The sequence below is a fragment of the Cohnella herbarum genome, assembly GCF_012849095.1.
GTDB lineage: Bacteria > Bacillota > Bacilli > Paenibacillales > Paenibacillaceae > Cohnella > Cohnella herbarum.
Genome location: NZ_CP051680.1, coordinates 1,015,896 through 1,042,558, shown reverse-complemented (window position 1 = coordinate 1,042,558; position 26,663 = coordinate 1,015,896). Strand labels below are relative to the sequence as shown.

Sequence of the window (26,663 nt, the reverse complement as noted above, 5' to 3'; positions counted from 1 at the left end):
AAAGATAGATTAATGCAATTAAATATTTACGACATAAATCCGCATAAAAGCGAACGTCGCGACAATTCATGACATATACTGGTTTCGAAATATGGGTGAACGCGGAGAAACCTGCCTGACCACATGAACCGACTTATGCAGATACGGAGAAACCTAACTGGCCTTATCAACCGAATTAAGCCAATGCGGAGGAATCTTCCTGGCCGCTCCGACCGATTTTTCGCCTTAACGATGGCAAATCGGAGGAACTGTAGCTTAAGTCGTAAATAATATTGATCAAGTAAATCCAAGTCGTTACCTTCAAAAAAATCATAAAATTAATAAAATCTTATTCGAGTAAGCTTTGAACGTATAAGGAGGCGAGTCCGATGACCTCTTCGGAACAAAAAATCAAGATGATCGGCCAAATGGCTCAAGACGCGGGATTAATAGAAGACCCACAATGGCTGGAACGGCTGAATGAGCCGGTGACTATGTGGGTCGTATTGGATCTCTTGTTGCGATGGATCGATCGTACCGAGCCGAATAACGGCCCCTACGATTGACGGATCAACATCGCCGTTGCCGTAACATCAAGTGGAGAGCGGTTTAACGAATGCTTCCGTCAGTACGTCTCCGCGATCGACGGCCGTCATCAGCTTGCCTTGCCCTTTGCGATCGTCAAGCGGCGCGCTCTCGGAGACGAATTCGGATACCGAACCGTTTGCCGTTAACGCAAGCAAGCTGACGGCTTCCTTAACGTGGAAAGCGGCGACGAGTATCGTGCCGTTCGGACGAACCCGTTTGCCTTCCTTGAACTCGAAGGTTTGAATGCCTTTGCCGCCTCTGCCCTGTTGCGGGTAATCCAGGACAAGCGAACGTTTCGCGTAACCGTAATCGGATAAGACGAGAACTTCCCCTTCGTCTCCGATCACGGGAATCGCGTCGGCTAATTTATCGCCTTCTTTAAGCGTAATCCCTCTAACGCCCCCGGCGACCCTGCCTTGCAAGCTGACTTCCGCTTGGTTGAAGCGGATGCTCATCCCTTGCTCCGTAACGAGCAATAGATCGTCAGGCTGATCGGACCGGAATACTTTAATGATCTCGTCCCCGTCGGATACTTTGCAAGCCGCGATAGCCATGCTTCGCGTCGTTGCGTAATCGACGAGCGGCGTCCTTTTCACTTGACCGCGTCTCGTGACGAATACGAGCATCGGCCCTTCTCCGTTGACCGATTCGCCTTCCGCTGCCGCAGAAACGAAATCGGCCGATTTGGCCGTTACGATGCCGACAATTCGGTCATCCTTGGCAAGTGGAAGCAAATTCACGATTGCCGTCCCCGTGTCTTTCCACTTAAATTCGGGAATTTGGTGGACCGGCAGCAAATAGTAGTAACCTTTTTGCGTAAACAACAAGAGCGGATCAAGCGTGTTCATCCCCATGCTCCAACGGATGACATCGCCTTCTTTAACCCCGGCGCTGCCGATTTCGCCGCCCGAGCGGGTGAAGGACAGCAGGCTCGTCCGTTTGATATAACCTTCGCGGCTAAGAGTGATTAACACCTCTTCCGCCGGGACCGTCACCTCGAGGTTGACTTTGATTTCTTCGACCTCGCCCTGAATGACGGAACGACGATCAATGCCGTATTTATCGCGGATTTCCGTCAGTTCGTCTTTGATGACATTCATCAGCTTGCGAGGGCTTTCCAGAATCGCGCGTAACTGGGCGATTTTCTTCATCGTTTCCGCGTGTTCCTTCTCCAACTGGTTAATCTCCAGGTTGGTCAGGCGATATAATTGCAACGTAAGGATCGCATCCGCCTGACGTTCGGAGAAACCGAACTTGGCGATCAAATTGTTCTGCGCGTCCATCCGGTTTTTGGAAGCTTTGATCGTCTCGATGATCTGATCCAATAGATTGAGCGCTTTAACGAGCCCTTCCAAGACGTGTGCGCGGTCTTCGGCTTTTTCCAAGTCGTATTGGGTACGGTGGGTTACGACTTCCTTCTGGTGGGCCACGTAAGCTTCAAGAATCTGTTTGATCCCTAACTGACGCGGAGCTTTGTTAACGATAGCCACCATATTGAAGTTATAAGCCGTCTGAAGGTCGGTTTTCTTAAGCAAATACGCCAAAATGCCTTCGGCATCTACGTCCTTCTTCAACTCTACGACAATGCGCAGGCCGTTCCTGCCGCTCTCGTCCCGTACTTCGGCAATGCCCTCCACCTTCTTCTCCATCCGAAGGTTATCGATGGAGTTAACCAGCTTGGACTTGACGATCTGATAAGGAATTTCGGTGATGACGATCTGTTGCTTGCCGCCCCGCATATCCTCGATAACGGTCTTGGACCGAATATAGATTTTACCTTTTCCCGTTTCGTAAGCTTCGCGAATTCCGTCTCCGCCCATAATCAGACCGCCGGTCGGAAAATCCGGCCCCTTGACGATTTCCATTAACTCTTGAACGGTCATGTCCGGTTTATTCATCAGCGAAACGCAAGCATCGATAATCTCGCGCAAATTATGCGTCGGGATTTCGGTAGCGAATCCGGCTGAGATTCCCGATACTCCGTTGACGAGCAAATTCGGATACCGGGAAGGAAGCACGACGGGCTCCTTGGCGGTATTATCGAAGTTATCCTTAAATAAAACCGTTCTCTTCTCGATATCGCGCAGCAGTTCCATTGAGATGTGGGACAAGCGCGCTTCCGTATAACGCATTGCCGCCGGCGGATCATCGTCCATCGAGCCCCAGTTGCCATGGCCGTCTACGAGCATATGCGCCATTTTCCATGGCTGCGCCATCCGGACCATACCTTCGTAGATCGAAGAATCGCCGTGCGGATGATAGTTGCCCATCACGTCTCCGACCGTCTTGGCCGACTTCCGATACGGCTTGTCCGGCGTATTGCCGGAATCGTACATCGCGTACAGAATACGACGCTGAACGGGTTTCAAACCGTCGCGAACGTCGGGAATCGCGCGATCTTGAATAATATATTTAGAATAACGTCCGAAGCGGTCGCCTACGACCTCCTCCAGAAATGCCGGTAAAAATTGCTCAAGTAGGCTCACTTATATATCTCCTTCAGATTTTACGAATTTGAACGATAGGATCGGACACCTGGCATGGAGCCTTTTCCTCCTGATACTATTCTTCATACTCCGTGAAATCAACGTTCTCGATAATCCAACGTTTCCGAGGATCGACCTTGTCGCCCATGAGAGTAGAGACGCGGCGCTCCGCTTTGGCTGCATCTTCGATCTGCACCTGAAGGAACGTGCGGGTCTCGTAGTTCATCGTCGTCTCCCACAGCTGATCCGGATTCATCTCGCCGAGACCTTTGTACCGTTGCAACTCGGCTCCTTTGCCGATTTCCTTCATATAATTGCTAAGCTGATCGTCTGTCCAAGCGTATCGCACCGTCTCTAGCTTTCCCGATTTCCTCGTCAGCTTATAAAGAGGCGGTTGAGCGATGAATACTTTGCCCGCGTCGATTAACGGCTTCATATAGCGATAGAAGAACGTCAGCAGCAACACTTGAATGTGCGCGCCGTCCGTATCTGCATCCGTCATGATAATGACTTTCGAGTAGTTGCATTCCTCTACTTCGAAGTCCGATCCGATACCGGCGCCGATTGCCGCGATAATCGCTTTGTACTCGTCGTTCTTCAGAATATCAACCAGTTTGGACTTCTCGGGATTCATCGGTTTGCCCTTAAGAGGCAAGATCGCCTGGTACTTGGAATCCCGTCCTTGTTTGGCCGAACCGCCCGCGGAATCTCCCTCCACGATAAACAACTCGTTGCGGGTGCTATCCTTGGACTGTGCCGGGGACAGCTTGCCGCCGAGACTTGCGCTCTCGCTCCGCTTCTTGCCGCTACGAATTTCCTCGCGTGCTTTGCGCGCGGCTTCGCGCGCCTTGGAGGCTTGGACCGATTTGCGGATCAATAATTGCCCGACTTGAGGATTTTCCTCCAGGAATACGGTCATCTTGTCCGCGACGATCGCATCGACCGCGCTCCGCGCGGAAGCGCTGCCGAGCTGGTCCTTCGTCTGTCCGACGAATTCCACTTCCGACATCTTAATATTGATAACGGCCATTAAGCCTTCGCGAAGATCGTTTCCTTCGAGATTTTTGTCCTTTTCCTTGAGCTGCGCCGTCTTGCGGGCATACTCGTTCATGACGCGGGTATACGCAGTTTTAAAACCGGTTTCGTGCGTACCGCCGCCGCGGGTCGGAATGGAGTTAACGAACGAAGCCAACGTCTCCGTATAACCGTCGTTATATTGGAGCGCGACTTCAACTTCGATTTCATCCTTCTCCGCCGTAAAATGGATAACGTCGTGAAGTACCGATTTTTCTTCGTTAAGGAATTGCACGAATTGACGCGCTCCGCCTTCGTAGTGGTACGTGTCCGATTTGCCGCTGCGTTCGTCCTTGATGTTCACTTTCAAGCCCGAGTTTAAGAACGCGATTTCCTGCAGTCGTTCCGACAACGTATCGTAGTTCATGCTGACGTGACCGTGGAACACTTTCGGATCCGGTTTGAAGGTAACCTTCGTGCCGGTGCGATTCGTGTTGCCGATCACTTCCAGTCCGGTAACGGGCTCGCCGACATGCTCGATTCCTTTGTCGTCGACCCATGTCTGGAATCTCATCTTATGTATCTTGTTATCCCGGTAAATCTCCACCTCGAGCCATTCGGACAAAGCGTTCGTTACGGATGCGCCAACTCCGTGCAAGCCTCCGGATTTCTTGTATCCTCCGCCGCCGAATTTACCTCCGGCATGCAAAATCGTGTATACGACTTGCGGAGTCGGTATTCCGCTCTTGTGCATCCCCGTCGGGATTCCCCGGCCATTGTCGATAACGGTAACCGAATTATCGGAATGCACGATAACGTCGATTTTCGAACAAAATCTCGCTAAATGCTCGTCTACCGCATTATCTACGATTTCCCACAGCAGATGATGAAGCCCCGACGCCGTCGTGCTTCCGATGTACATCCCAGGTCTTTTGCGTACCGCGGTTAATCCTTCAAGAATTTGAATATCATCCGCGTTATAATCGCCGCCCGCGTTTGCGGCGTTCTCAGTGAATAGGTCGAATTGATCGGTCACGAATGGACCTCCTTGCTCGTCTCTTGCGCTTGCTTACGCAAACGCACTACCCTTCATTCTAATTCAAGATGTCTTGCTTCGTAAAGACGGTGAATGAAACAATAAGCGCCAAGACGCCCCAAACCCCTAATACCGCCAGCGAAAAACCAAGCGTCATCCCCTCGATCGGAGGCGGAGTACCCCTTAAATAAGACGATAATTCCAAATTCACGTTAAACAAATATTTGGCGCTTTTCCAAGAAGAAGCCATGTTCGCCAAGATCGTTCCCGCGATAATCGTCGCCATCATCGTCACGAAACTCGCCGCCGTGCTCCGTACGAGAACGGACACCATCAAGGCAATAATCGCTACGACCATAGCGGAAAACCAGATGAGTCCTGCCTGCATCAGCAAGTAAACGCCTTGGGTAACGGCATGAACGCCGCTCGTATCCACGTCCGCTCCTTGCACCTGAAATCCGACGAACACCGGCTCGCCCCAGCCCTTGTAGCCGAATACTAAACCGGAGATCAAATAACAGAGCAGCACGGTCGTAATCATGATCAGGGATACGTACAAGGTTAGCGAAGCAAGCTTAGCGAACAAAATACGCCACCTGCGAACGGGCCGCGTGAGCAGCATCTTGATCGTACCCGTCGATCGTTCCGAAGAAACGAGATCCGACGCGATAGCGAGAACCATCAGCGGGATAAACAGCGTGACCGCATTATCCATGAACCGGCGGGTGAACGTAACCGCGTTCGGCGATTCCGGATTAATATCGTGATCCAAGTAATATTGCAGCTGCTGCACGAGCGCTCTGCGCCATTCTTTCCATTCCTCCGGTATCCGGTCGCTGCTGAGCGCGTTCGTATTGTCCGTGATGCGGCTTTGCAGCTCCGATCGCCAATCCTCGTGAAATTTATTCGCGCTGTTCTGGGCGATCTTCATCTGGGCATAGACGAAAATCGGAATCAGAATCATTAAGATGAGCACGACGACGGCGAACCTTTTTTTCTTCCATACCTTTAACGTCTCGTTCTGAATCAATGAAAGTAGATTAGCCAATTTTCTCCCCCTCCGTCAGCTTCAAGAATAGCTCTTCCAGGGAAGGCGCCACGCGTTGCACGGAGCTGACGGCGATGCCCGCGGCTACGAAACGGTTAACCCATTCGCTGACGCGTCGCTCGTCCATAATCGTAACGATAGGTTCATGAAGCGTCGACATCAAGGCTTCGTCGATCCGATGAACGTCGTCGGACACGAGTTGTACGCTAGTCTCGGCTTCTAGCATTTGTTTGGCGATAGACGGTTGATCCACCTGCCAAACCGTGTAGGTTCCCGCTTGGGACACCAATTCCTCCACCTCTCCGACGGCGATCACTTCCCCGCGCGCGATGATCGCGACGCGATCGCACATCAGTTGAATTTCGCTCAGCAAGTGACTGGAGATGAACAAGCTCATGCCGCTTTGCGCCAAAGTACGGATAAATTCGCGCAATTCTTTAATTCCTTTGGGATCCAAGCCGTTCGTCGGCTCGTCCAGTATGAGCAGCTTAGGGCTGCCTAATAGCGCTTGCGCGATGCCTAGACGCTGTCTCATGCCTAAGGAATAGTTTTTCACTTTATCGTGAATTCTCTGATCGAGACCTACGATCTCGACGACTTCCGAAATTCTTTCGATCGTAATGCCGGCTTGCATGCGTGCGAAATGCTCGAGATTTTCCCACCCAGTCATAAAGCCGTACATTTCCGGATTTTCCACGATACAGCCGATATGCGAGAGAGCCCTCTCCGGATGAATTCCGATATCTTCTCCGCAGACGATGATTTTACCCGCCGACGGCTTGATTAAATCGACCAACATGCGGATCGTAGTCGTCTTCCCCGAACCGTTAGGCCCTAGAAATCCGAAGATTTCGCCCGCGTATACGTCGAAGGAGACGTTATGAATGATCGGTTTGCGCCCGATGTTCTTCTTTAATCCTTGAACGGACAACACCGTTTCTTTACTCGCTATGCTCATCGTCGCTTAATCACCCCGTTAGTGTTATTGCAGAGCCTGTACGATTCTTTCGGAGATTCGGGTATAGCCTAGGGCATTCGGGTGAAAATGGTCCGAGGAAAGGTACTTCATCAAGCTAAACTCGAATAGATCGTAAGTCGGCACGACCGTCGCGTTGCCGTCCGCTTTAGCGAAACGGAACGCATAATCGTTCCACAGCGCTACCGCTTCGCTTCCTTTTTGATTCATCGCCGGGAGATCATAGAAAGCGTTATATAACCCGACGTATACGATGCGCGCCGTAGGATTCAGCTCTCTGATTTTACGGAAAACGCCCTCTAGGCGCGTCTTCGTCTCCGGTATCCGCTCTAGCAGAAGTTCCGGGGACAAGTCTCCTCCCTCTGCCAGCGATCCGCCGTTCTGGGCAACTTGGAACAAGTCGTTGCCGCCGATCGTAAACAGAATGATGTCCGCCTTGCCGATCGCATTTTTATAGCCGCTGACGTCCAAAAGCTCAAGGAGTTGGTCTGCCCTTTGTCCATTGATCGCCATGTTGTTCACCAAATGAACGGGCTTGTCCAATTGTTTCGACAGTCCCTCGACGACGCGATTAACGTATCCTTCTCCCGTCGAATCTCCCGTTCCTTTCGTCAAGGAATCTCCGAGGGACGTTACGAACAGCTCTTGCTTCTCGTTCCAGTCCCCGCCGGTCGCGGTTTCGGGTTGCGATGCTTTAGGCAAAGCTAGCCCCACCTTCGGGAACCAGGTGTCTTTTAACGCCCATCCGAATCCCGTAATCATGACCAGCATGCAGATTAACGTTGTCCAGCCTAAGATTCGCCACAACCAAGAAGTCGACTTCATGCGATTTCCCCCATTCTTGCTGACTTAAGCATAACCGGAATTTTCCTGCTGATGTCAACGATAACGGTTCTTGCGACAATTTTCAAATTCTCCTCATTAACAAAATAAATAAGCCCGCGCAATAACGCACGGACTCAACAAATCGCAATCAAATAGATCCCACGCTCAAGATTACCAGTCGCTCTGTTCCCACCAACGCACGAATGCTTGGTACAGCGTATTTTCGGTAATCGTCATGGACATAAGGAATAATGCTGCATTCTTCTTTTTCCTAAGCATCAGCAGGATTATGACCCCAGCGGGAACGAAAATCATCATAATGACCATCATTCCGTAAGTTGCTTTATCGTTAGAGTCTATCCCGAACAAAGAGGCTAGAGAGCTCCACATGAAAAATGAGATTAGAAAAGCGAATGGTCCGAAAAGAACGCCAGATACAATCCATTTAAGTTTATTACGCTCGCCCTCCATGGAACACCTCCTCGATGGATCTAATAAATCCATCTTAGAGCGCGGCGCGAGTTTGAAATAGTTCCAACTTTTTATGGTACCGTAATTGCGTAACCTGCTATTGCTTCCCTCTAAACCTGTTATTGCTTCCCCCTAACAGAAGCGGTGGCCGTTATTCTGCTTATAAAGGTTCTTTTCAAAATCTAACGGAAATGGGCGCTCTTATTTGATTGTTTTTCAGTAAAAACATGCCCTTTAAGCATAAATAGAGGCTCCGTTATGTCGCCCCCGGAAGTCGGTTTCCTGTTTCTCAACGGTGGTGAGCACCGTTATTTCGTGCCGGAATCCGGTTTCCGGCTGCTTAACGGTGGTGAGCACCGTTATTTCGTCCCTGAACTCGATTTCCTGTTGCTCAACGGTGGTGAGCACCGTTATTTCGCCCCGGAAGCCGGTTTTCGGCTGCTTAACGGTGGTGAGCACCGCTATTTCGCCCCGGAAGCCGGTTTTCGGCTGCTTAACGGTGGTGAGCACACTGGCGTTGCATTAAAGTTAACACAAAAATATTTACTCTATAAATTACTATATATGTAATTAAATGATGTATTTTCGTGGAGGGAAAACAAAAAATCCCCTATTGTAGTGGTGTAGGTTGCAATCCGTACACCATTACAAAGGAGACTAGCCGTCCTTGAGTGTATCGGATTCTACAACTATTCGTCAATGTTTATCTTTGTTGCCTCTTACTGATTTTACTGCCCTATGCTTGGATTAACGCGTTCGTAAGCTTCGGTGCGCTAACTTACTTAAAGTCTTCGTTGCTGCTCAAATCTGTGGTTGGGATTCTCTACGTCGTATCCAAGAAGAGATTGAAGCCGATCCTCTCTTACAAAATGAGTTTGGTTGCGCCATTAGTGCATCACAACTCAGTCGACGTATCGATGATTTCCCAAGTTGTGTGCTCGAAGCCTTGTTCCATGCGCTTCTTTCACGCATTCATCAGACAGCGGCCCAACAAAAGAAAATACCGTCCAACAAACTCTTCATTATCGATTCCACGAATCTGCGCTTGCCGCATCAGTTGGCCGATTGGACTTATGTCACAAGGCATCGTAGTGGCGTGAAGGTACATACGCGTCTAGTTGTTTTGTCAGACGGGTACTGCTTTCCAGACCGCGTGGTACCGTCGACAGGAAATGTGAGCGACTACGAAGGCTCCGATTTACTTGTCGTCGATCCTGACGCGACATACCTCATGGATCGAGGGTACGTCAGCTACCGCCGAATGGATAGGTGGCTGGAGCAGAACTGTCGATTTGTTCTTCGGATTAATAGCCACCATTTGGTCAAACAGGTGCTCGAAGAATACCCGACAGATCCTTCTGACCCCGGCTTACTTCGTGATGCTATTGTTTACCTGGGCGGGACATTTCGCTGGATGGAGCATCCCGTGCGCATAGTGGAATTTAAGGATGAAAAAGAACGTGTATACCGTGTTGCCACTTCCCGTTTTGATCTCTCGGCTAGGGAAGTTGCGGACCTATACCGCCAACGGTGGCAAATCGAGCTATTCTTTCGCTGGATGAAGCAGCATCTGAAGTTCGCCAAACAGTATAGCTACAAGCCGCAAGCCGTCTGGAACCACATTTTGCTTGCAATGATTGCTTATAGTCTGATGTTTCTGATGCGCATGCAGACACAGAGTGGGAACTGCTACGATTAGTACGCGTGTATGCTTTTCGAAGTTGGAATGCATTTTTAGCCGCTGCAAACAAACGTCCAAGTAGGAAGACGAAAGGTCGCCAAAAAAACAAGCATCCACCGAAACAGCTAAAGCCAAATGGATGCGAAGTTGCATTAGTGAAACCTTCAAAGATGCAAAGACAACAATAAACCCAAAATTTGGATAATGCAACCTACATCAGCTTGCAGGTTCCCTTTTTTGAAACTGGTGCAGCAAGTGTGATGTAAAATATTTCATAAAAGTCCTTATTGAAGAAATTGCAATCGTAGCGTCAAGTTTCATGCAACGCCAGTGTGGTGAGCACCGCTATTTCGCCTCGGAAGCCGGTTTTCGGCTGCTTAACGGAGGTGAGCACCGTTATTTCGTCCATGAAGCCGGTTTTCAGCTGCTTATCGGTGGTGAGCACCGCTATTTCGCCCCGGAATCCGGCTTCCTGTTGCTTAACGGTGGTGAGCACCGCTATTTCGCCTCGAAAGCCGGTTTTCGGCTGCTTAACGGTGGTGAGCACCGCTATTTCGCCCCGGAAGCCGGTTTCCTGTTGCTTAACGGAGGTGAGCACCGTTATTTCGTCCATGAAGCCGGTTTTTCAGCTGCTTATCGGTGGTGAGCACCGAAATCCGGTTTCCTGTTGCTTAACGGTGGTGGCCGCCGTTAGAGCATAAGCCCCAATAACAAGCTCGTTAAAAACAACCGTCCTTCCGGACCCGATGGCCCGAATGAACGGTTGTCGCTAAGCTATGCCGAGAGAAAACGATATTGCGCGTCGACCAAATTGCGATAATGGCCGGGACGTTTCATGAGTTCCTCGTGATTGCCTTGATCGACGATCACCCCGTGATCCAGCACGACGATGCAGTCGGCATGGCGAATCGTAGACAATCTGTGCGCGACGATAAAGGAGGTGCGTCCTTGCAGCAAAGTCGCGAGCGCCTCTTGGATGCGCAATTCCGTCTCGGTATCAATGCTCGCCGTCGCTTCGTCCAGCACAAGAATGCGAGGATTAGCAAGCAGCGCGCGGGCAAAGGATAACAGCTGACGTTGGCCGACGGAAAGAGCGTTTCCTCGCTCCTCTACTTCCGTGTCGTAACCGTTCGGTAAATTCGCTATAAAATCGTGAGCCTTCACCGAGCGGGCGGCAGCCTCGACTTCCGCGTTCGTAGCGCCTGGACGGCCGTAGCGGATATTATCCCTGATCGTGCCGGAGAAAATAAACGTATCTTGAAGCACGATTCCGATCTGGGAGCGCAAGCTCTCGATAGATACGTCTCTTACATCGATTCCATCTAACAACACTCTTCCCTCTACCGTATCATAGAAGCGGCAGAGCAGATTCACGATGGTGCTTTTTCCCGATCCGGTGTGCCCGACCAAAGCGACGGACAAGCCTGCCTTCACGTCCAGGTTGATTCCGCGTAGAGCCGGACGGTCCGTTTCGTATCCGAAAGTAACGTTCTCTAGCTTAACGTTTCCTTTCAGTTCGGGAATAGTAAGCGCATGTTCCTTCTCGGGCACGGCCGGCTTCTCGTCCATGAACTCGAAAATCCGTTCCGCCGAGGACATCGAGATCAATAGCTGGGAATACATGTTCCCCAACCTCGTAATCGGCTCCCAGAAGCTTCCCACGTACGTGATAAAGGCAACGAGCACTCCGACGGTCATCGCACCCGATTGGATCAAATACGTTCCGTACAAGAGCAGGATCAGCGTTCCGATCGCCGAAGTAATTTCGATGACCGGGCCGAACAGCTGATTAAGAGCGGATGCCCGATTCCAAGAGCGAATGTTGCTCGTGTTCATGCGGTCGAAAAATCCGATGTTTTCCTGTTCTTGAGCGAAAGCTTGAGTGACTCGGATGCCCTGTATGCTCTCGTTCAGATGGGAATTGATCCGCGACTGCTTAATCCGGACGACTTGCCACGCCATGCGGATTTTTTTGCGTAACGTGGACGATGCGATGAACATTATAGGCACCGTAATCATGATCGCCAGGCCTAACTTCGGTTCCATAACGAGCAAAATAATCGTAATCCCGATCAGTTGGAAAATATCGATCGCCGTGTTCACGACCCCGTTCGTGAACATATCCTGCAAGGAGTTCACGTCATTCGTAACCCTTACGAGCACTGAACCCGCAGGACGTTTGTCGAAAAAACGAAACGATAGCGATTGAATATGTTTGAATAACGCGGCTCGCAGGTCGAAAATCACTTTCTGGCCGATTTCGTTCGTCTGCTGGATCGTGTACCTCTGAGCCCACCATCGCATACCATACATGGCTAACATGGTAGCGACCAAGATAACCAGCAAGGTGACGTTGCCGTCCCCGTCCTCCGGATGAATGGCTCGATCGATCGCCATGCTCATCAGGAACGGTATCGCGAGCCTAGCCAGCATCCCGAACACCGTCATGACGAAAATAACCCGGGTAACCGCCGATTGATAAGGTTTAACGTATGTGAACAGCCTGCCGATTTGCTTCCAGTTAAACGGTTTTTCGATTAATTCATCGTCTTGGTATACGAACTTGCGACTCATCCCGTCACGCGCCTTTCCGCAGAACTTTCAGAGACTAGGGACGGATTATCCAGCTCTTCCGGACGATCGGCATATTGAATCCGGTACGTCTCGCGATACAGTCCCGGCTGTCGCACGAGCTTGTCGTGCGTTCCCCGTTGGATCGTATGGCCGCGATCCAGTACGATAATTTCGTCTGCTCGGCGTAACGAAGAGATCCGGTGCGCGATCATGAACACCGTGCGACCCGCCATAACCGAACGGATCGCCGTCTGAATTTCATGCTCCGTTTCCATGTCTAAAGCGCTAGTCGCGTCATCCAGAATTAGAATCTTCGGTTTACTTAACAATGCCCGGGCGATCGCGATCCGCTGCTTCTGCCCTCCCGATAACCCCATGCCGCGCTCGCCGACGACGGTTTCATAGCCTAGCGGAAGCTCGCGGATGAATCCGTCCGCTTGCGCTAACCGCGCGGCTTCTTCGATGTCTTCCTGACTCGCTTCGGGGAAGCCGTAGCAAATGTTTTCTTTGATCGTCGTGGAGAACAGGAACGACTCCTGAAAGACGATCGCCGTTTGGCTACGTAAACTGGCGAGTTCAATGTGGCGAATGTCGACGCCATCCAATGTTACTGATCCTTCTCCTACGTCGTAAGCCCTGAGCAACAACCCTACCGCCGTCGTTTTCCCAGAACCCGTGCCACCCAGCAAACCGATGACGGAACCCGCAGGAGCATCGAGATTAAATCCGAGCAACGCGGAAGGCGCATCGTCCCTGTTCGTATAGCGGAAGCTGACGTCATCGAATCGGATATGTCCCTTAACGGCATCCGCGTCCAATTCGAGACTGTTTTTCGTATTTTTCACCGCGATCGGTTGATTCAACAGCTCCAGTAAACGTTCCCCGGAAGCTTTGGATTGCGTGTAGTTGTTAATCTGGAACCCCAACGTCCATAGAGGAGCTACGATAAGGCCTAGCATACCTGTAAGCGCGACCAAGTCGCCTAGAGTCAACGACCCGTCAATGACTCTCCAACCGCCCACGAGCAGCAATGCAGCGACGCTTAGGTTAGCGATAAACTCGATCATCGGAAAATACTTCGCCCAGACACCTGCCAAATGAAGGTGGTTATCGCGGTAATCCACGTTTTCCTTAACGAATTTGTTGATTTCGAACGGCTCTCGCGCGAACGATTTGACGGTTCTAACCCCGGTAATATTCTCTTGAACGCGAACCGTTAGCCGTCCGACCGCGGAACGGATGGAACGAAACACCGGATGGATGTTCTGTTCGAACCGAATGGCTACGTATCCGAGTACGGGAATGACCGCGAAAGTCATCAACGTTAGTTTCCAATCGATGTAGAACATCATTCCGAAGCCGAAGACGAGCAGAAATCCCGTATTCAGCAGTTGAGCGAACCCGAAACCGATAAAGTTGCGAATCCCCTCGATATCGGCCGTCAGACGCGACATCAGATCCCCCGTTCTAGCCGTGTCATAATAAGAAAAAGATAATTGCTGAAGCTTCTCGTAACACCCGTTGCGCAAGCGGTACGCTAGCCGGTTACCAAGTCGCCCGCCGCTAAAGCCGTGAACGTACTGGAAACCCGCTTTCAAGAAAATGATGCCTACTGCCGTTAACGACAGCGCCAGAACGCCTCCGTATTCACCGGGAATGATCATGTCGTCGATGAGCTGCTTGAGCAGCAGAGGGTATACCAATCCGAGTGCAGTTGCAATCGCCAGTCCGACGACGGACCCCCATAGAAAGCCTTTATCTTGCCAGTAATACGATTTCAATGCCCGAAAAATATCCAAAAATGGTCCTCCCCTCACTGCTTTCTACGGCAGTTTAGCTCAATAGCAACTACGCGGCAAACTCGTTAAAAGGCTCTATTCGACACTCCGCCGGAAGCTAGTGCGTTGAAGGCTACACATGCACCGAATATCTCCGAAATCGTCGCTTTTCGTACCGAATATCCCCTGGTTGATACGCGTAACAGAGGAAAACTAAGGCAAATTCAGAAAAGGCCATCTCCTATCCGGAAGACGATAGGAGATGGCCTTTTTTGATTATTATTGCCTGATTTTCCGCCACTGCTCTTGTAAATCCGCTAATATACGCTCTTCGCCCGGCTCGCGAAGCGTTTGGCTCATGCTTAAAGCAAACGCGGCGAGCTGATCCGACCATTGTTGCGACGAGGTTTTCACCGCAAGGAATAGCGTAGACTCCGCGTTATCGTTCCATTTCGGCTGTAACGCTCCTATCTCGGCGTCGATCGTTCTAAACAAGAGTTCGTTAAGCTCCTCCCTAAGCGATGCCGCCCCTTCCTTCTCGAAGAAGTGCTTCGGAGAGCGGAAGGCGCCCCACAGCTGCTTCGTCTCGAAAGTCGGACCGTTTGCGAACAATTCCGGCATCGGCAGATCCAATACCGGACGTTCTGACGCTTCCGGAGAAAAGCCCTCCCTCTCCATGTCGGCAACTCCGGACAACGCGCCCAGCGCCTTCTCCGTCATCGAATGAATCGTTCCTTCCAGGCGCAAGCCGGCCGCCCGAAGCTCCTGAAGCAAATCTTCGCCGAGCGAACGTTTAAGATCCTCGCCGCAAGCCAGGAGCAATTTTTTCAAATCCCGTCCATCGTCTTGGAGCACGGAAGGATGGAATGCCGACTGGAAATGCTCCTTGAACCTGAATTTGAGCCGCTGACGCAAGTGATACAGCTGTTCGCCGATTTCTTGATGCAATGGCTGAACGGTCGCTTCCGGAACGTTATCCGCTCCTTCGCTCTGCCATCTCCGCGCTTGCTCGCGCAGACGCTCCGCTTTCGATTCCCTTGTCGCGGCGTCTTCGTTAGCCGACTGCAGCCAGCTTTCCAGCAACTTATCGACGCGGTCCAGCTCCTTATTAGCCGAAGCGAGCGCCAAGCCGCCGAGCTCCTCTTCGGAGAAGGAACGGAATGCGCTCTCGAACGCGGCAATTCCCGAAGATTGCAGCATTTGCGCGCTCCTCGAACGTTTGGCATGCAAGCCGTTCATGCTGGAAACCGAAAATAACCTCGGCTTGCGAATGCCGTGCTTGAGAAGCTGGGTGGCCACATGCTCGCGTACCGCTTCCAATTCGACTTCGGAGGAAGCTAAGTCGGCCGCGTTAATAATGAAAAACATTTTATCGAGCTCGAACACGTCCTTCACGTTTCCGAGCTGATTCAGGAATTCCCTGTCGGCTTCCGTGAAGGCGTGGTTGTAGTACGTTACGAACAGAACCGCGTCCGCGTTCTTGATATATTGAAAGGCAACTCCCGTATGCCGGGCATTAATCGAATCCGCTCCTGGCGTATCCACGAGCACGGCACCGCTGCGCGTCAACGGAGAGTCGACGAACAAGTCGATCTCGGCAACGAAACAAGAAGCTTCCTCTTCCGCCGCGAACCGCCGATACTCTTCCTCTTGTACCGTAAGCTTCTGCCCTAACAATTGCCCGAACCGGCTCCAGCCTTTGGCCGCTGCCGTCAGGAAAGCGAGATGAGGCCTTCCGCGGGGATGCAGCTCGCTGGCTGTTATCGGGTCCTTCAACGTAAGCAGCTTCGCAATATCCGACCCGGCTTCGGCCAACTTCTGCTTGCTGACGCCGATACGTCCCAAGGAATGCTGAATATCGCTCAAGAAGCTTTCCGACGTCTTCATCGTAACGAGCGCGGTACCGTCCGCATGCTCGCCGGTTGGCGCAAGTATCCGGTTTATCGTAGCCGTTGTCGGATTCGGGGATACGGGCAACGCGGCTTTGCCGACCAACGCGTTAGCGAAGGAAGATTTGCCCGCGCTGAAAGCGCCGAACAACGCGATCGTGAAGCTTCGATTTTTGAATCTCTCCGCTTTGACCTGTAAGCCTTCCGCGACGCCCCGCAGCGCCGGCACTTGGGCTAGCAGAGCTGCAGATCGCTCTAACCTCTCCGCGGCGCCTCTCGGAGCCCCGAGTCGACCGGACGGCTCCGAGCTCTCGATCGGACCCGTCTCCTTGCCGCCGGAAACTCCCTCTTCGGTGTATTCTATAGATAGATCGTCCGAATCATAGGCATGATCGCTCGCGAGCGCGAAGCTGTCGAGACGATCCATTGAAACCGGAGCGGGGGAAGGTAGCGTCAATTCCGCGTTATCCGAAGGGGACGGCAGCAGGCCGAGCAAATTTCGCTCTTCCGAGCGTTCATCTTCTTCCAGTCGCGACAGCTCGTTTGCCGTTGCGTCCTTCTGGGCGACTGCGGCAAGCCGTTGCTCGATCGCCTCTAATCGAACGTTTCGTTCGGGCTGATCTCTTAGCTCAAGTTCGTCGATCCAATGGAACGCGGCTTTGCGGTATACGGCTTTCAACTCGGAGCTGATCTCGGCCGAGTAGTGCAAAGTCGCTTGACCATCCGATCCCGCGCCTGTTTTTACCAACTGCTGAAGCCATTCTCCCGTAATCGGCTTGAATCGGGCTGACAAAGACGACTCAAGCTCTTCGCCCGTTAGACCCGATTGTTCGGCTTCCTTGCGCAAAATCTCCTTCAGATGACCGGTGACGTTCGCCGATACCTGACGGTTGAAATCATCCGAGAGCCGTTCTAAGCGAGCAGCCTTCTCCGCTTCCGTCTTCGAAGCGCTGGCCAACCAGCCCGCCTTAAAACCAGGCTGCATGGCAACCAACACTTCCAGCGCTTTCTCGCGTGTTTCCGCCGGGGTCAGGTTCGCATTGTTCAGCAAGCGTTCCAAGTCCGTCCTTACCCGCGCCTTACGCCGATCTCCCGACGACGTGATCTCCGCCCGGGTATGCTCAAGTTCGTTCCTTAACGTTAATCTCTGTTCGGCTTCGCCATTGTCTCCAAGCTCGCCGAGCAACGCTTCTCTGCGAGTCTCGTTTTTCTGATGCAAGGCGTCCCGGTATTGCTCAGCCAGATGGCGCGCCGATCGGTCGGCGCTTCGCAGCATTAAACCGTTAGCCAGCGGCTGGAGATCACGGATAAGCTGGAGCAGTTGCTCCCATTGGGATAAAGGATGTTCAGGTTCGCGCAAAGATAAGAACAAGGTAGCCGCCGGCGCAATATCCCAATTGCTCAATGCTTGGCCAAGGCTTTCCCGGAATTCCGCGAAAGAAATCTGGTCTTCCCGGTGCTTATCGATCTGGTTAACGATCAAATAGGTCGGTTTCCCCCATCTTGCCATGCTCCTAAGGAAACGGAAGTTGACTTCCGATTGGACGTGATTATAATCGGTCACGTAGAAAACGACGTCCGCGAGATGAAGCGCGGATTCCGTCGCCGCCCGATGGGCGCCGTCCGTCGAGTCGACACCCGGCGTGTCCACGATCGCCATGTTGTCTCCGAGCAGAGGAATCGGATAGGAAACGCGGATCGAAGTCACGCCCTCCCCGTCAACCGCGAAGTCATGAAGCTGTTCGACGCTGATCTTACGCGGCGGGAACACCTTTCCGTTCGTATCGCGGAATTCGGTTTCCGCGAACGGGGCGCCGTTCACGACCGTTACGACGTTCGCGCTCGTCGGAATCGGCGAGGCCGGGAGCAACGTAGCTCCGCATAACGTATTGACCAAAGTTGATTTGCCCGCGGAGAAATGTCCGCAGAACGCGACCGTAAGCCGACCGAAGCCGAGTTTCTCCGACAACTCGCTGAATTTCTCCGCTTGGACCGGAGCATCGTGGGCTGCCGCTCTTGCGGACATCTGTTCCAACGCTTCGCGAAACCGGATAATATCGGATGATTGCCGATGATCTAATGTTTGGGATGGAGCACTTATGCCATTCTGACTCACGAGGTTACGCTCCTTTTCTTCAATGCCGCTTTCATGCGGGATTTGCCTTCCTTGCAATGCTCTAGGAGCGGACAAACTTCGCATTTGGGATTTTGGGCCTTGCAATGATACCTTCCGAAGAAAATCAACCGATGATGCGTGATCGTCCACTCCTCGCGTGGAACTTTGCGCATCAGCTTCTTCTCCACCTCGAGCACGGAATCGTCAGCTTTCGCGATGCCTAGTCTCTTGGAGACGCGCTCAACGTGCGTGTCGACGGCAATAGCCGGAACATCGAACGCATTGGACATGACGACGTTGGCCGTCTTCCTCCCGACCCCTGGCAGCTCCGTTAACTGTTCATGCTTACGAGGGATTTCACCGTCGAATTTATCGATAACTAATCGGCACAGCTTCTGGATGTTGGCCGCTTTATTACGGAACAATCCGATTCTGCGAATATCGTTCTCGAGTTCTTCCAACGGAACGTTCAAATAGTCTTGCGGAGTTCGGTATTTATCGAATAATGTAGCCGTCACTTTATTGACGGTTTCATCCGTGCATTGCGCGGACAACAAGACGGCGATGGTCAGCTCGAACGGATTGCGATGGTTAAGCTCGCAATGGGCGTCCGGAAACATCCCGGCTATCGTATTCAGAACTTGTCGTATCGTTACGGCGTTCATAGGCGCTCCTTCAGGAATGAGAAATTCATAACAAGTTTACCGGAAGTTTCGTTATGCGGCAATATTGGTTTGTCAGGAGCGGGTCAAATCGTGGTTCTATAGCACCGGGAACGGGATAAAATCATATGCTGGCAATAGCTTAGGATGACGGCATGGCAAGCCATTCATGATGTTCTCGGAAAGGGGAGAAATATCCTTGATCCATTATGCCGCGATCGGCGATTCCCTGACCTCGGGCATTGGGGATCTGTTTGGCGGAGGATTCGTACCGAAATATAGCCGTTTCATACAAGACACCTTACACAGCCAGGTCGTTTACGAGAAAATGGGCGTATCGGGGGCTAGGTCGGCCCGCATTCTATCCATGGTCAATTACGACCATTCGGTCAGATCAATCTTACGCGTTGCCGATATCATAACGATCACGGCTGGGGGGAATGATCTGCTTGACGCGGCAAAAGCGTTTTCCTATCAAAGGGACCCGGATGTTTTCAAACAGGCGCTAGCGACAAGCATTCAGAACATCTCCAGCGTTCTATCCGTTATTCGACAATTAAAATCCGGCAGCAAACCCTATTTGATCCGAATGGTGGATCTCTATAACCCCTCGCCCTCTTTCCCCGAATCGGATTACTGGATTACTCGGTTCAATAGCCGACTCGAGAGCTTCGAAAACTGGAATCTGAAGGTCGCGAAAGTATTCGCCGCGTTCCAAGGGAACGAAAGCGAGCTACTCTGGTTGGATCGTTTCCACCCGAACAGCCGAGGCTATCGCGTTATCGCGGAAGCTCTTCATAAGCAAGGCTACAAGCCGCTGGGCTAAGCGAACCCGAACAAACAAACAACACCCCGGTCGTAACGGCCAGGGTGCTGTTTGTTATGAAGGTTTTGAACCTATTTTACGATCTCGAGCACTTTGCCGCGCAAGATGTAAACCACTATCGAATCTTCTTTTTTCAGTTCCGACAAGCTCATTGTCCGGGTTCCTTGATGAATGTACGTTTGCGGAGTCAGCGTATATACGTTATTAGACTCGTTCAAATTCACCTTATACACCGTTAATTTATTTAACAGCGTATCCGTGTGGTAGACCGTTTTGGTTGCGGCCGGAATGATCTGAATGATCGTCCGGTCGTTCTCGTCAACCCGAATCTCCACGCGATCGTCGGCTTTAATCGATGATAACGAGCCTAGCGTGACATTATCCTTCGTCACGATAGGTGCGGTTGCGAACGATTTGGTAATCGTCGATCCCGATGACAACACGAGGTCGATCGAAGAAGCGCCGGCGTTTACGGACGCCACCTTGCCGAACGTTGCGGACACCGCTTTTGCCTTAATCGGAGTTTTACCTTTGAAAGTCACGTTAATCATGGCGACATTCGATTGGTTCAAGGCATTCAGGCTAGTCGCTGCACCGTTCTCGTCCTGGAGGATAATCGGCGTCGCGCCGCTTACATACCACTCATCGGTCGCGCCGGTATCCGTCCGCTTAACGCGCAGTTTATTGTTCGCAAGATCAGCCGGCGTGTAATCGAACTGAACGGTTTTCTCTAACTGGACTTGAATGACTTGCTCCTGGGTTACATAATCCATGACCGCGGTAATTTTATCTCCTACCTTAATATCGAGATAAGAAGTACTGTTTTGGCCATAGATCTCCACGAACATGCCATAAGTAGGATAAGGCAACGTAACGATACTGTTAGAACCTAGATCAAGCTTTATCGTTTTAGCCGTCACGTTATGTTCCAAGACAGTTCCGGAATATTGCGATACGATCGAAATTGTAGCCGCGCTGGAAGAATTAAATCTGACGTTGATTTTTTTACCTTTTGTAATATATTGTTCGGCTTCTTTTCTTGTAATTTTCTTACCGTTCAGATCAAAACGCGTCGAATCGTTAATAACTAACGGGATCGGCTCGTTCTTCTTAGCGGGATCCGTAACGATGAGCACGTTATCCGCAGCTAGGTAGTTGGATACCGTAACGCCGTTCATTGAGTTGAGCGAACGATTAGTAACCGTAATTTCCGATACTTTATCGCTATCGTTTAATTTAAGGGAAACATTATCCCCTTTAACCAAGTCATCGAGCGAAACGTCCGTTAATCCTTCAATCTTGACCACAACGTTCGTGGCCATATCTTTCGCTCCCAGTTTTCCATCGACTCTATACTGGATCGTGTTTCCGACTTTGTCCACGAGAGTTAATTCGCCCGTAATCGGCGGCTGAACCTTCTTCGTTACGACGATGCTCGTAACCGATCCGTTCTTGACCTCGTAAGTGATCGCGTCGCCGACGACAAGCTGATCTAGCGCCAAGTTCGCGTTGTTGTATTTTAGCGTCGCGGTGGCTGACACGGGGTAAGTATCTACGACGCCTGCTGCATCCTTTACCTGCAGAGAAGTTAAGTCGCTCGCATTCCATACCGCAACGGTACCGGTTCCCGATTTGTTCGTTACGGATTGATTCACGGTGAGGGAAATGATTTTGCCATCGGCGCCCGTTGCCGTCGTCTCTACGCTGAACTTCACCGGAACGTTAAGAGGTAGATTAGCTAAGGTCAACGCTTGTCCGTTAATGTCTTTAAACGCAGGCAAGTTTTGACCGTCATAATCGAACTTCTTGTAATCGCTGCCGATTAATACCGTTAGTTTGTTTTCCGCTTCCGTCACAAGAGTTAGCGTACCCTCGTAATTTTTTACGTTTGCCGATTCGCTTGTTTGTTCCGCATAACCGACCGTTCCGTCGCTCTTGCTGATCAAAGTCACGTTGCTATACAACAAGAGATCGGAAATCGTGCCGGTTTGCTCCGATTTGTAACCGTAGATGGAAGCCGTTGGAGACAACGTGTACTCCTTCACGATTCCGTCCGGATGACGCAGAGTTAATTTATTCGCGGAAACAGCCATTAGCGAACCGACGACTTGACCGGAATACGGCGCGGATATTTTGTCTTCGGCGCGGCTGAATAACGTGGATGCCATCTCGCGCGATACGGGTTGAGCGGGTTCGAACTTCCCATTGATACCCGACACGAGTCCAGAGGAAACCGCAACGTTAACGTAACCTTTCAGTCCGGCGCCGATACTCGCGTCATCGCCGAAAGAAGTGTTCTGCGCCTTCGCCAGCTCGGCTTCCGCATCCTTGCCGATCGCTCTTACGAGCAAGCGCGTCATCCACTCCCGCGTAGCCGGACTGCTTCCCCACTCTTTGCCCGTTTCTTTCTCCGCCAAATCCGTTTCTTCGCCGATAAGCAGAATTTTTTTCTTCAACGCTAATTTTATGTATGGCTTATAGTCTTCTTTAATAACGAGTACGGTTGGGAAAACGAGAGCCTCCGTTTTGTTGACTTCTTGCTCTACGCCCATGAACCTAAGCGCTATAATAACCGCTTCTTGGCGAGTGACCGGTTTGGTCGGACTGAACGTTCCGTCCGAGCCGCCCTTCAGTATGCCTTGCAAAGCCAATTTCGTAATATGTTTCTCCGCCCAACCCGGCTTAACGTCCGAGAACGGCGACGCGGCAGAGGCTGAAGATTCGGTCCAGGAAACCCCCGAGATTACGAGCGATGCTGCTAACAAACCGGTAACGCTTTTCGAGATTTTTTTGTTCATCGTCAAAATTGTCCCCTCTCCCAAGATACAGATATACCGGCCCCCTTAGGGGCCGGATGTCTTAAAATAAATTCAACTGTTGCTTAATGCCCGTAGAGATGGCTTGCGCGACGCGATCTTGCAGCTCGTTCGTCCATAATTGCGGCTCGTCGATCTTGCTTGACAAGTAACCGACCTCGAGAAGAATCGCCGGCATCGTCGTTTTCCTGGTCACGCTTAGGCTCTTGTAACGAACTCCGTTGTCCTTAAGGCCGGTGACCGGAGCATACAAGGAATGCATTAAGTTCGCGAAAGCTTTGCTTTCCTCGCGGGTATAATAAGTTTCCGTTCCGTTAGTCGCCGCGGTGTAGCTATTCGCGTGGACCGAGATGAATAGATCGGCTTTCAAGGAATTGGCCAGCGCAGATCGGGAATCCAAAGTCGGGAAAGAATCATCGGAGCGAGTAAGCACTAGCTTGATTCTCTCGTCTCCCGCCAGCAAATCTCTCACTTTAAGAACGACCGATAGATTAAAATCTTTCTCCGGACGTTTCGATATGCTAATGGCGCCGGGATCCGTTCCGCCGTGTCCAGCATCCAGAACGACCGTGTACAACGACTTATCGGGCTGCGGTTTCTTGAGCAGTATCCTCAGTTCGCCGGCCGTCGGATCATTCACGAGCTCGTAATCCCAGTTCTGATTCAGATCAAGCACGAACCTAGGGGATTTCACCGTTTCTCCGAACATCGAATACCGAATCGATTGCAACGCTTCATGTCCCGTAACGGGAAGTTTGCCTTCTTTTGCGAGCGCGAAATCGACCGTAGGCAGAAAACCTGCTATGTATTGGGTATTCGGAATATCGATAACGATTCTCTTAGGATTGTCGAGCTTAAACGCGTTAGGAACGGTAAACCCGTCGTATTTCAGCACGACCGCATCCGTCTCGTAGCGAACCTCATAGAGATTTCCCGAAATCTTCTGCTCGACCGGAGGGATTTCCGGCGTCGTTGGAGGAACCGTCTCGCTTCCTCCGCCAGGCGTTTCTTCTTCCGGATCGACGATGCCGATCAAACCGCCGCCCGGAGGATCGGTAGGTTTGTTCTCTCCGTTGTTTCCGCTCTCCCCGCCGTTCGACGAGTATAGAAAAGCGGATTTAATTTGATTATCCCAGAAAACTTGGACGCCGAGAGAGTCGCCGAGAAATCTAAGAGGAATAAGTATGTTTTGAGAAACCAACAAGGGCGGCTTAACCATTTCCTGCGGTTTGTTATCGAGGTATGCCGTCTTCTGGTCCAACGTCATGACCAGTTGCTTGGAACCGTTCGATACCGTCACCTGTTTTTTCTTATTGTCGTAATCTACCTTGTATCCCAAATTGGATGTCGCGATGCGTACGGGAATCATTACCGTCTGACCCACGACGATCGGAGGGACTTGGGGCTGTAAAGCTTTGCCGTCCAGTATAAGCTTGGGCGTTAACGTCTCCGCTTTGGCGGCGCTAACGATGCCTGCACTCAGGAACAGCATGCCAGTGACGACGAACAACAAGACTAACCACTTCTTCATGCTTCACCTCGATGTAAAAAAAGATTTGCGAACTTTGCCGAATGAAGTACGAGTACCGCGGCTTGTCCACCAACCATTAGACGTCGAGAAACATGAAAAGTTGCGAAACGGAGGAAAAAAAGACCCTTTGTCCCGAATTTTGCCGAATCGGGGACAAAAGGCCTTCCGTACTGCCTGAAGCGGCAATTTATGGCAGGTAACTCGATTAAGCGTTAACCGCTGCGGCGCGTTTCGCTTCGTAAGCCGTGATCGAAGCTTCGTGTTTAAGCGTAAGACCGATATCGTCCAAGCCCTGCAACAGGAACTGGCGGCGATGCTCGTCTAATTCGAACGGAATGTTCAAGCCTTCGTTGTCCGAGATCACCTTGTTCTCAAGATCGACGACCAACTTGTAGCCTTCCGTCGCTTCCGTGCGCTTGAACAGATCGTCGACTTGCTCTTCGCTCAGCTTGATCGGCAGAATGCCGTTCTTAAAGCAGTTGTTATAGAAAATGTCCGCGAACGACGGAGCGATAATGCAACGAAATCCGTAATCCATAATCGCCCATGGAGCATGCTCGCGGGAAGATCCGCATCCGAAGTTGGCGCGAGACAGCAAGACGGAAGCGCCTTGGTAACGCGGTTTGTTCAGGTTGAATTCGGGAATGACGTTACCCTGTTCATCCCATCTCCACTCGAAGAACAAAAATTGACCGAATCCGCTTCTTTCGATTCTTTTCAAAAATTGCTTAGGAATGATAGCATCCGTATCTACGTTAACCCGGTCAACCGGGGCGACAAGTCCGTTTAATTGTACAAAAGCTTCCATAGTGTTGATCCTCCTCAGATTGCTACCGCTAGCCAGCAACGCTAGGTGCGCTCGGTAGTCAAGTTACGCCTTCACTTCGGATTTGAAATCCCACGTGCGAACATCGACGAAACGTCCTTGAACCGCCGCCGCCGCAGCCATTTCCGGAGAAACGAGATGCGTGCGTCCGCCGCGGCCTTGACGGCCTTCGAAGTTACGGTTCGATGTCGATGCGCAACGTTGGCCCGGCTTAAGAACGTCCGGGTTCATCGCCAAGCACATGCTGCAACCCGCTTCGCGCCATTCGAAGCCCGCCTCTGTGAACACCTTGTCCAGGCCTTCTTTTTCCGCTTGAATCTTAACGCGACCGGAACCCGGAACGACGATTGCCGTTACTTTCGAGCTTACCTTGTGTCCGCGCGCTACGGAAGCAGCCGCTCTCAAGTCCTCGATACGTCCGTTCGTGCAAGATCCGATAAAGACGTAATCAATCTCGATGTCGGTCATCGGAGTGCCCGGTTTAAGATCCATATACTCAAGCGCGCTTGCTGCCGCTTTGCGCTCGTTCTCGGTCGGCAGGTTCTCGGGTACAGGTACGGTAGCCGTGATGCCTGTTCCCATGCCCGGGCTTGTGCCCCAAGTGACTTGGGGAATCAGAGCGTCAACGTCGAAGTCGATCACGGAATCGAATTCAGCGCCTTCGTCGGTGCACAGTGCTTTCCATTGCTCGACGGCCGCATCGAAAGCGGCGCCTTGAGGAGCGTATTCGCGACCGCGCAAGTATTCGAAAGTCGTTTCGTCCGGAGCGATCAATCCGGCGCGGGCGCCGGCTTCAATGGACATGTTGCAGACGGTCATGCGCTCTTCCATCGATAACGAACGAATGGCTTCGCCCGTGTACTCCATAACGTATCCGGTTCCGAAATCCGTACCGTATTGCGCGATCAGACCCAGAATCATGTCTTTCGCCGTAATGCCCGGTTTACGTTTGCCGTTGAAGCGGATTACCATCGTTTTGGCTTTCGATTGTTGCAAGCATTGCGTAGCGAGAACGTGCTCTACTTCGCTTGTTCCGATACCGAACGCCAACGCGCCGAACGCGCCATGCGTGGACGTATGGCTGTCTCCGCATACGATCGTTTTGCCGGGATGAGTCAAGCCGAGCTCGGGTCCCATAACGTGAACGACGCCTTGGTCGATCGTGTTCAAGTCGTACAGCTTAACGCCGAATTCTTGGCAGTTGGTCGTTAAAGTATCCACCTGCTGCTTCGAAATCGGATCGGAAATGTTGAAACGGTCTTTCGTAGGTACGTTGTGATCCATAGTCGCGAATGTCAGTTCCGGACGTCTTACTTTGCGTCCGGACAAGCGCAAGCCTTCGAATGCTTGCGGAGATGTTACTTCGTGCACCAGATGCAGGTCGATGTAAAGGATGCTAGGCTTTCCTTCTTCAGCGACGATGACGTGGTTGTTCCAAATTTTCTCGAACATTGTTTGTTTACTCATGTCTCTGTTCACCCCAATAGGAAGGACTCTTTTAAGAAGTAGTTCAAAAATGCTGAAAACCTGACTTTTTGAAC

18 protein-coding genes and 1 pseudogene are annotated in these 26,663 nt (G+C 51.5%); 4 read left to right on the top strand and 15 right to left on the bottom strand.

The features are described 5' to 3' along the window. The first annotated feature begins 368 nt into the window (after positions 1–368). Positions 369–545, top strand: coding sequence for a hypothetical protein (locus tag HH215_RS04355; protein ID WP_169278793.1), 177 nt, complete (start codon positions 369–371; stop codon positions 543–545). Positions 546–572: 27 nt separating this feature from the next. Here HH215_RS04355 and gyrA read toward each other — a convergent pair whose 3' ends face one another. The 6 genes from gyrA to HH215_RS04325 form a co-directional block, all read right to left on the bottom strand. Then, positions 573–3,053 (bottom strand): DNA gyrase subunit A, encoded by a 2,481-nt coding sequence (gene gyrA, locus HH215_RS04350; RefSeq protein WP_169278792.1) that lies wholly within the window; start codon positions 3,051–3,053, stop codon positions 573–575. Between the two features lie 76 nt (positions 3,054–3,129). Next, positions 3,130–5,103, bottom strand: coding sequence for a DNA topoisomerase IV subunit B (gene parE / locus HH215_RS04345; protein ID WP_169278791.1), 1,974 nt, complete (start codon positions 5,101–5,103; stop codon positions 3,130–3,132). A gap of 58 nt (positions 5,104–5,161) precedes the next feature. Next, positions 5,162–6,151, bottom strand: coding sequence for an ABC transporter permease (locus tag HH215_RS04340; protein WP_169278790.1), 990 nt, complete (start codon positions 6,149–6,151; stop codon positions 5,162–5,164). Further along, the gene (locus tag HH215_RS04335) at positions 6,144–7,109 is read right to left on the bottom strand and encodes an ABC transporter ATP-binding protein (RefSeq protein WP_169278789.1); all 966 of its coding nucleotides are present in this window, start codon (positions 7,107–7,109) and stop codon (positions 6,144–6,146) included. Before HH215_RS04335 ends, HH215_RS04340 begins: the two co-directional genes overlap by 8 nt. A gap of 24 nt (positions 7,110–7,133) precedes the next feature. Next, on the bottom strand, positions 7,134–7,952 hold the full coding sequence (locus HH215_RS04330; RefSeq protein WP_169278788.1) for a GDSL-type esterase/lipase family protein: 819 nt from the start codon (positions 7,950–7,952) through the stop codon (positions 7,134–7,136). Between the two features lie 171 nt (positions 7,953–8,123). After that, positions 8,124–8,423, bottom strand: a complete 300-nt coding sequence (locus tag HH215_RS04325) for a hypothetical protein (RefSeq protein WP_169278787.1) — start codon at positions 8,421–8,423, stop codon at positions 8,124–8,126. A gap of 258 nt (positions 8,424–8,681) precedes the next feature. Between HH215_RS04325 and HH215_RS04320 the strand changes: the two genes are divergently transcribed. Next, positions 8,682–8,993 carry a hypothetical protein gene (locus tag HH215_RS04320; protein WP_169278786.1) on the top strand — a complete coding sequence of 104 codons (312 nt, stop codon included), beginning with the start codon at positions 8,682–8,684 and terminating at the stop codon, positions 8,991–8,993. 196 nt (positions 8,994–9,189) lie between these two features. Next, a pseudogene (locus HH215_RS04315) lies at positions 9,190–10,122 on the top strand (IS4 family transposase); the annotation flags it as partial. Between the two features lie 292 nt (positions 10,123–10,414). Here HH215_RS04315 and HH215_RS04310 read toward each other — a convergent pair. From HH215_RS04310 to nth, 5 genes are all read right to left on the bottom strand, one after another. Then, positions 10,415–10,717, bottom strand: coding sequence for a hypothetical protein (locus tag HH215_RS04310; RefSeq protein ID WP_169278785.1), 303 nt, complete (start codon positions 10,715–10,717; stop codon positions 10,415–10,417). Positions 10,718–10,878: 161 nt separating this feature from the next. Continuing rightward, a complete protein-coding gene (locus HH215_RS04305) occupies positions 10,879–12,678 on the bottom strand; it encodes an ABC transporter ATP-binding protein (RefSeq protein WP_169278784.1) in 1,800 nt (599 codons plus the stop codon). Further along, complete coding sequence (locus HH215_RS04300) at positions 12,675–14,477, bottom strand: ABC transporter ATP-binding protein (RefSeq protein ID WP_169278783.1); 1,803 nt, start codon at positions 14,475–14,477, stop codon at positions 12,675–12,677. The genes HH215_RS04305 and HH215_RS04300 overlap by 4 nt, the downstream gene beginning before the upstream one ends. 258 nt (positions 14,478–14,735) lie before the next feature. Then, positions 14,736–18,461, bottom strand: a complete 3,726-nt coding sequence (locus HH215_RS04295) for a dynamin family protein (protein ID WP_169278782.1) — start codon at positions 18,459–18,461, stop codon at positions 14,736–14,738. Beyond that, the gene (gene nth, locus HH215_RS04290) at positions 18,458–19,126 is read right to left on the bottom strand and encodes an endonuclease III (protein ID WP_169278781.1); all 669 of its coding nucleotides are present in this window, start codon (positions 19,124–19,126) and stop codon (positions 18,458–18,460) included. Before nth ends, HH215_RS04295 begins: the two co-directional genes overlap by 4 nt. 196 nt (positions 19,127–19,322) lie before the next feature. On the opposite strand from nth, the gene HH215_RS04285 reads away from it, so the two are divergent. After that, a complete protein-coding gene (locus HH215_RS04285; RefSeq protein ID WP_169278780.1) occupies positions 19,323–19,949 on the top strand; it encodes a GDSL-type esterase/lipase family protein in 627 nt (208 codons plus the stop codon). A 71-nt stretch (positions 19,950–20,020) separates the two neighbouring features. Here HH215_RS04285 and HH215_RS04280 read toward each other — a convergent pair whose 3' ends face one another. From HH215_RS04280 to leuC, 4 genes are all read right to left on the bottom strand, one after another. Next, the gene (locus HH215_RS04280) at positions 20,021–22,747 is read right to left on the bottom strand and encodes an S-layer homology domain-containing protein (RefSeq protein ID WP_169278779.1); all 2,727 of its coding nucleotides are present in this window, start codon (positions 22,745–22,747) and stop codon (positions 20,021–20,023) included. Between the two features lie 61 nt (positions 22,748–22,808). Beyond that, complete coding sequence (locus HH215_RS04275; RefSeq protein WP_169278778.1) at positions 22,809–24,296, bottom strand: N-acetylmuramoyl-L-alanine amidase family protein; 1,488 nt, start codon at positions 24,294–24,296, stop codon at positions 22,809–22,811. 205 nt (positions 24,297–24,501) lie between these two features. Next, a complete protein-coding gene (gene leuD, locus HH215_RS04270; protein ID WP_169278777.1) occupies positions 24,502–25,104 on the bottom strand; it encodes a 3-isopropylmalate dehydratase small subunit in 603 nt (200 codons plus the stop codon). A gap of 63 nt (positions 25,105–25,167) precedes the next feature. After that, positions 25,168–26,589, bottom strand: a complete 1,422-nt coding sequence (gene leuC / locus HH215_RS04265; protein ID WP_169278776.1) for a 3-isopropylmalate dehydratase large subunit — start codon at positions 26,587–26,589, stop codon at positions 25,168–25,170. Between the last annotated feature and the right edge of the window lie 74 nt (positions 26,590–26,663).

Coding starts and splice junctions, on each gene's coding strand:
- HH215_RS04335 (WP_169278789.1), bottom strand. CDS start 7,109: ATGAGCATAGCGAGTAAAGAAACGGTGTTGTCCGTTCAAGGATTAAAG.
- HH215_RS04330 (WP_169278788.1), bottom strand. CDS start 7,952: ATGAAGTCGACTTCTTGGTTGTGGCGAATCTTAGGCTGGACAACGTTA.
- HH215_RS04320 (WP_169278786.1), top strand. CDS start 8,682: ATGTCGCCCCCGGAAGTCGGTTTCCTGTTTCTCAACGGTGGTGAGCAC.
- nth (WP_169278781.1), bottom strand. CDS start 19,126: ATGAACGCCGTAACGATACGACAAGTTCTGAATACGATAGCCGGGATG.
- leuC (WP_169278776.1), bottom strand. CDS start 26,589: ATGAGTAAACAAACAATGTTCGAGAAAATTTGGAACAACCACGTCATC.
- HH215_RS04310 (WP_169278785.1), bottom strand. CDS start 10,717: ATGGACGAAATAACGGTGCTCACCTCCGTTAAGCAACAGGAAACCGGC.
- HH215_RS04325 (WP_169278787.1), bottom strand. CDS start 8,423: ATGGAGGGCGAGCGTAATAAACTTAAATGGATTGTATCTGGCGTTCTT.
- leuD (WP_169278777.1), bottom strand. CDS start 25,104: ATGGAAGCTTTTGTACAATTAAACGGACTTGTCGCCCCGGTTGACCGG.
- HH215_RS04355 (WP_169278793.1), top strand. CDS start 369: ATGACCTCTTCGGAACAAAAAATCAAGATGATCGGCCAAATGGCTCAA.
- HH215_RS04305 (WP_169278784.1), bottom strand. CDS start 12,678: ATGAGTCGCAAGTTCGTATACCAAGACGATGAATTAATCGAAAAACCG.
- HH215_RS04275 (WP_169278778.1), bottom strand. CDS start 24,296: ATGAAGAAGTGGTTAGTCTTGTTGTTCGTCGTCACTGGCATGCTGTTC.
- HH215_RS04280 (WP_169278779.1), bottom strand. CDS start 22,747: ATGAACAAAAAAATCTCGAAAAGCGTTACCGGTTTGTTAGCAGCATCG.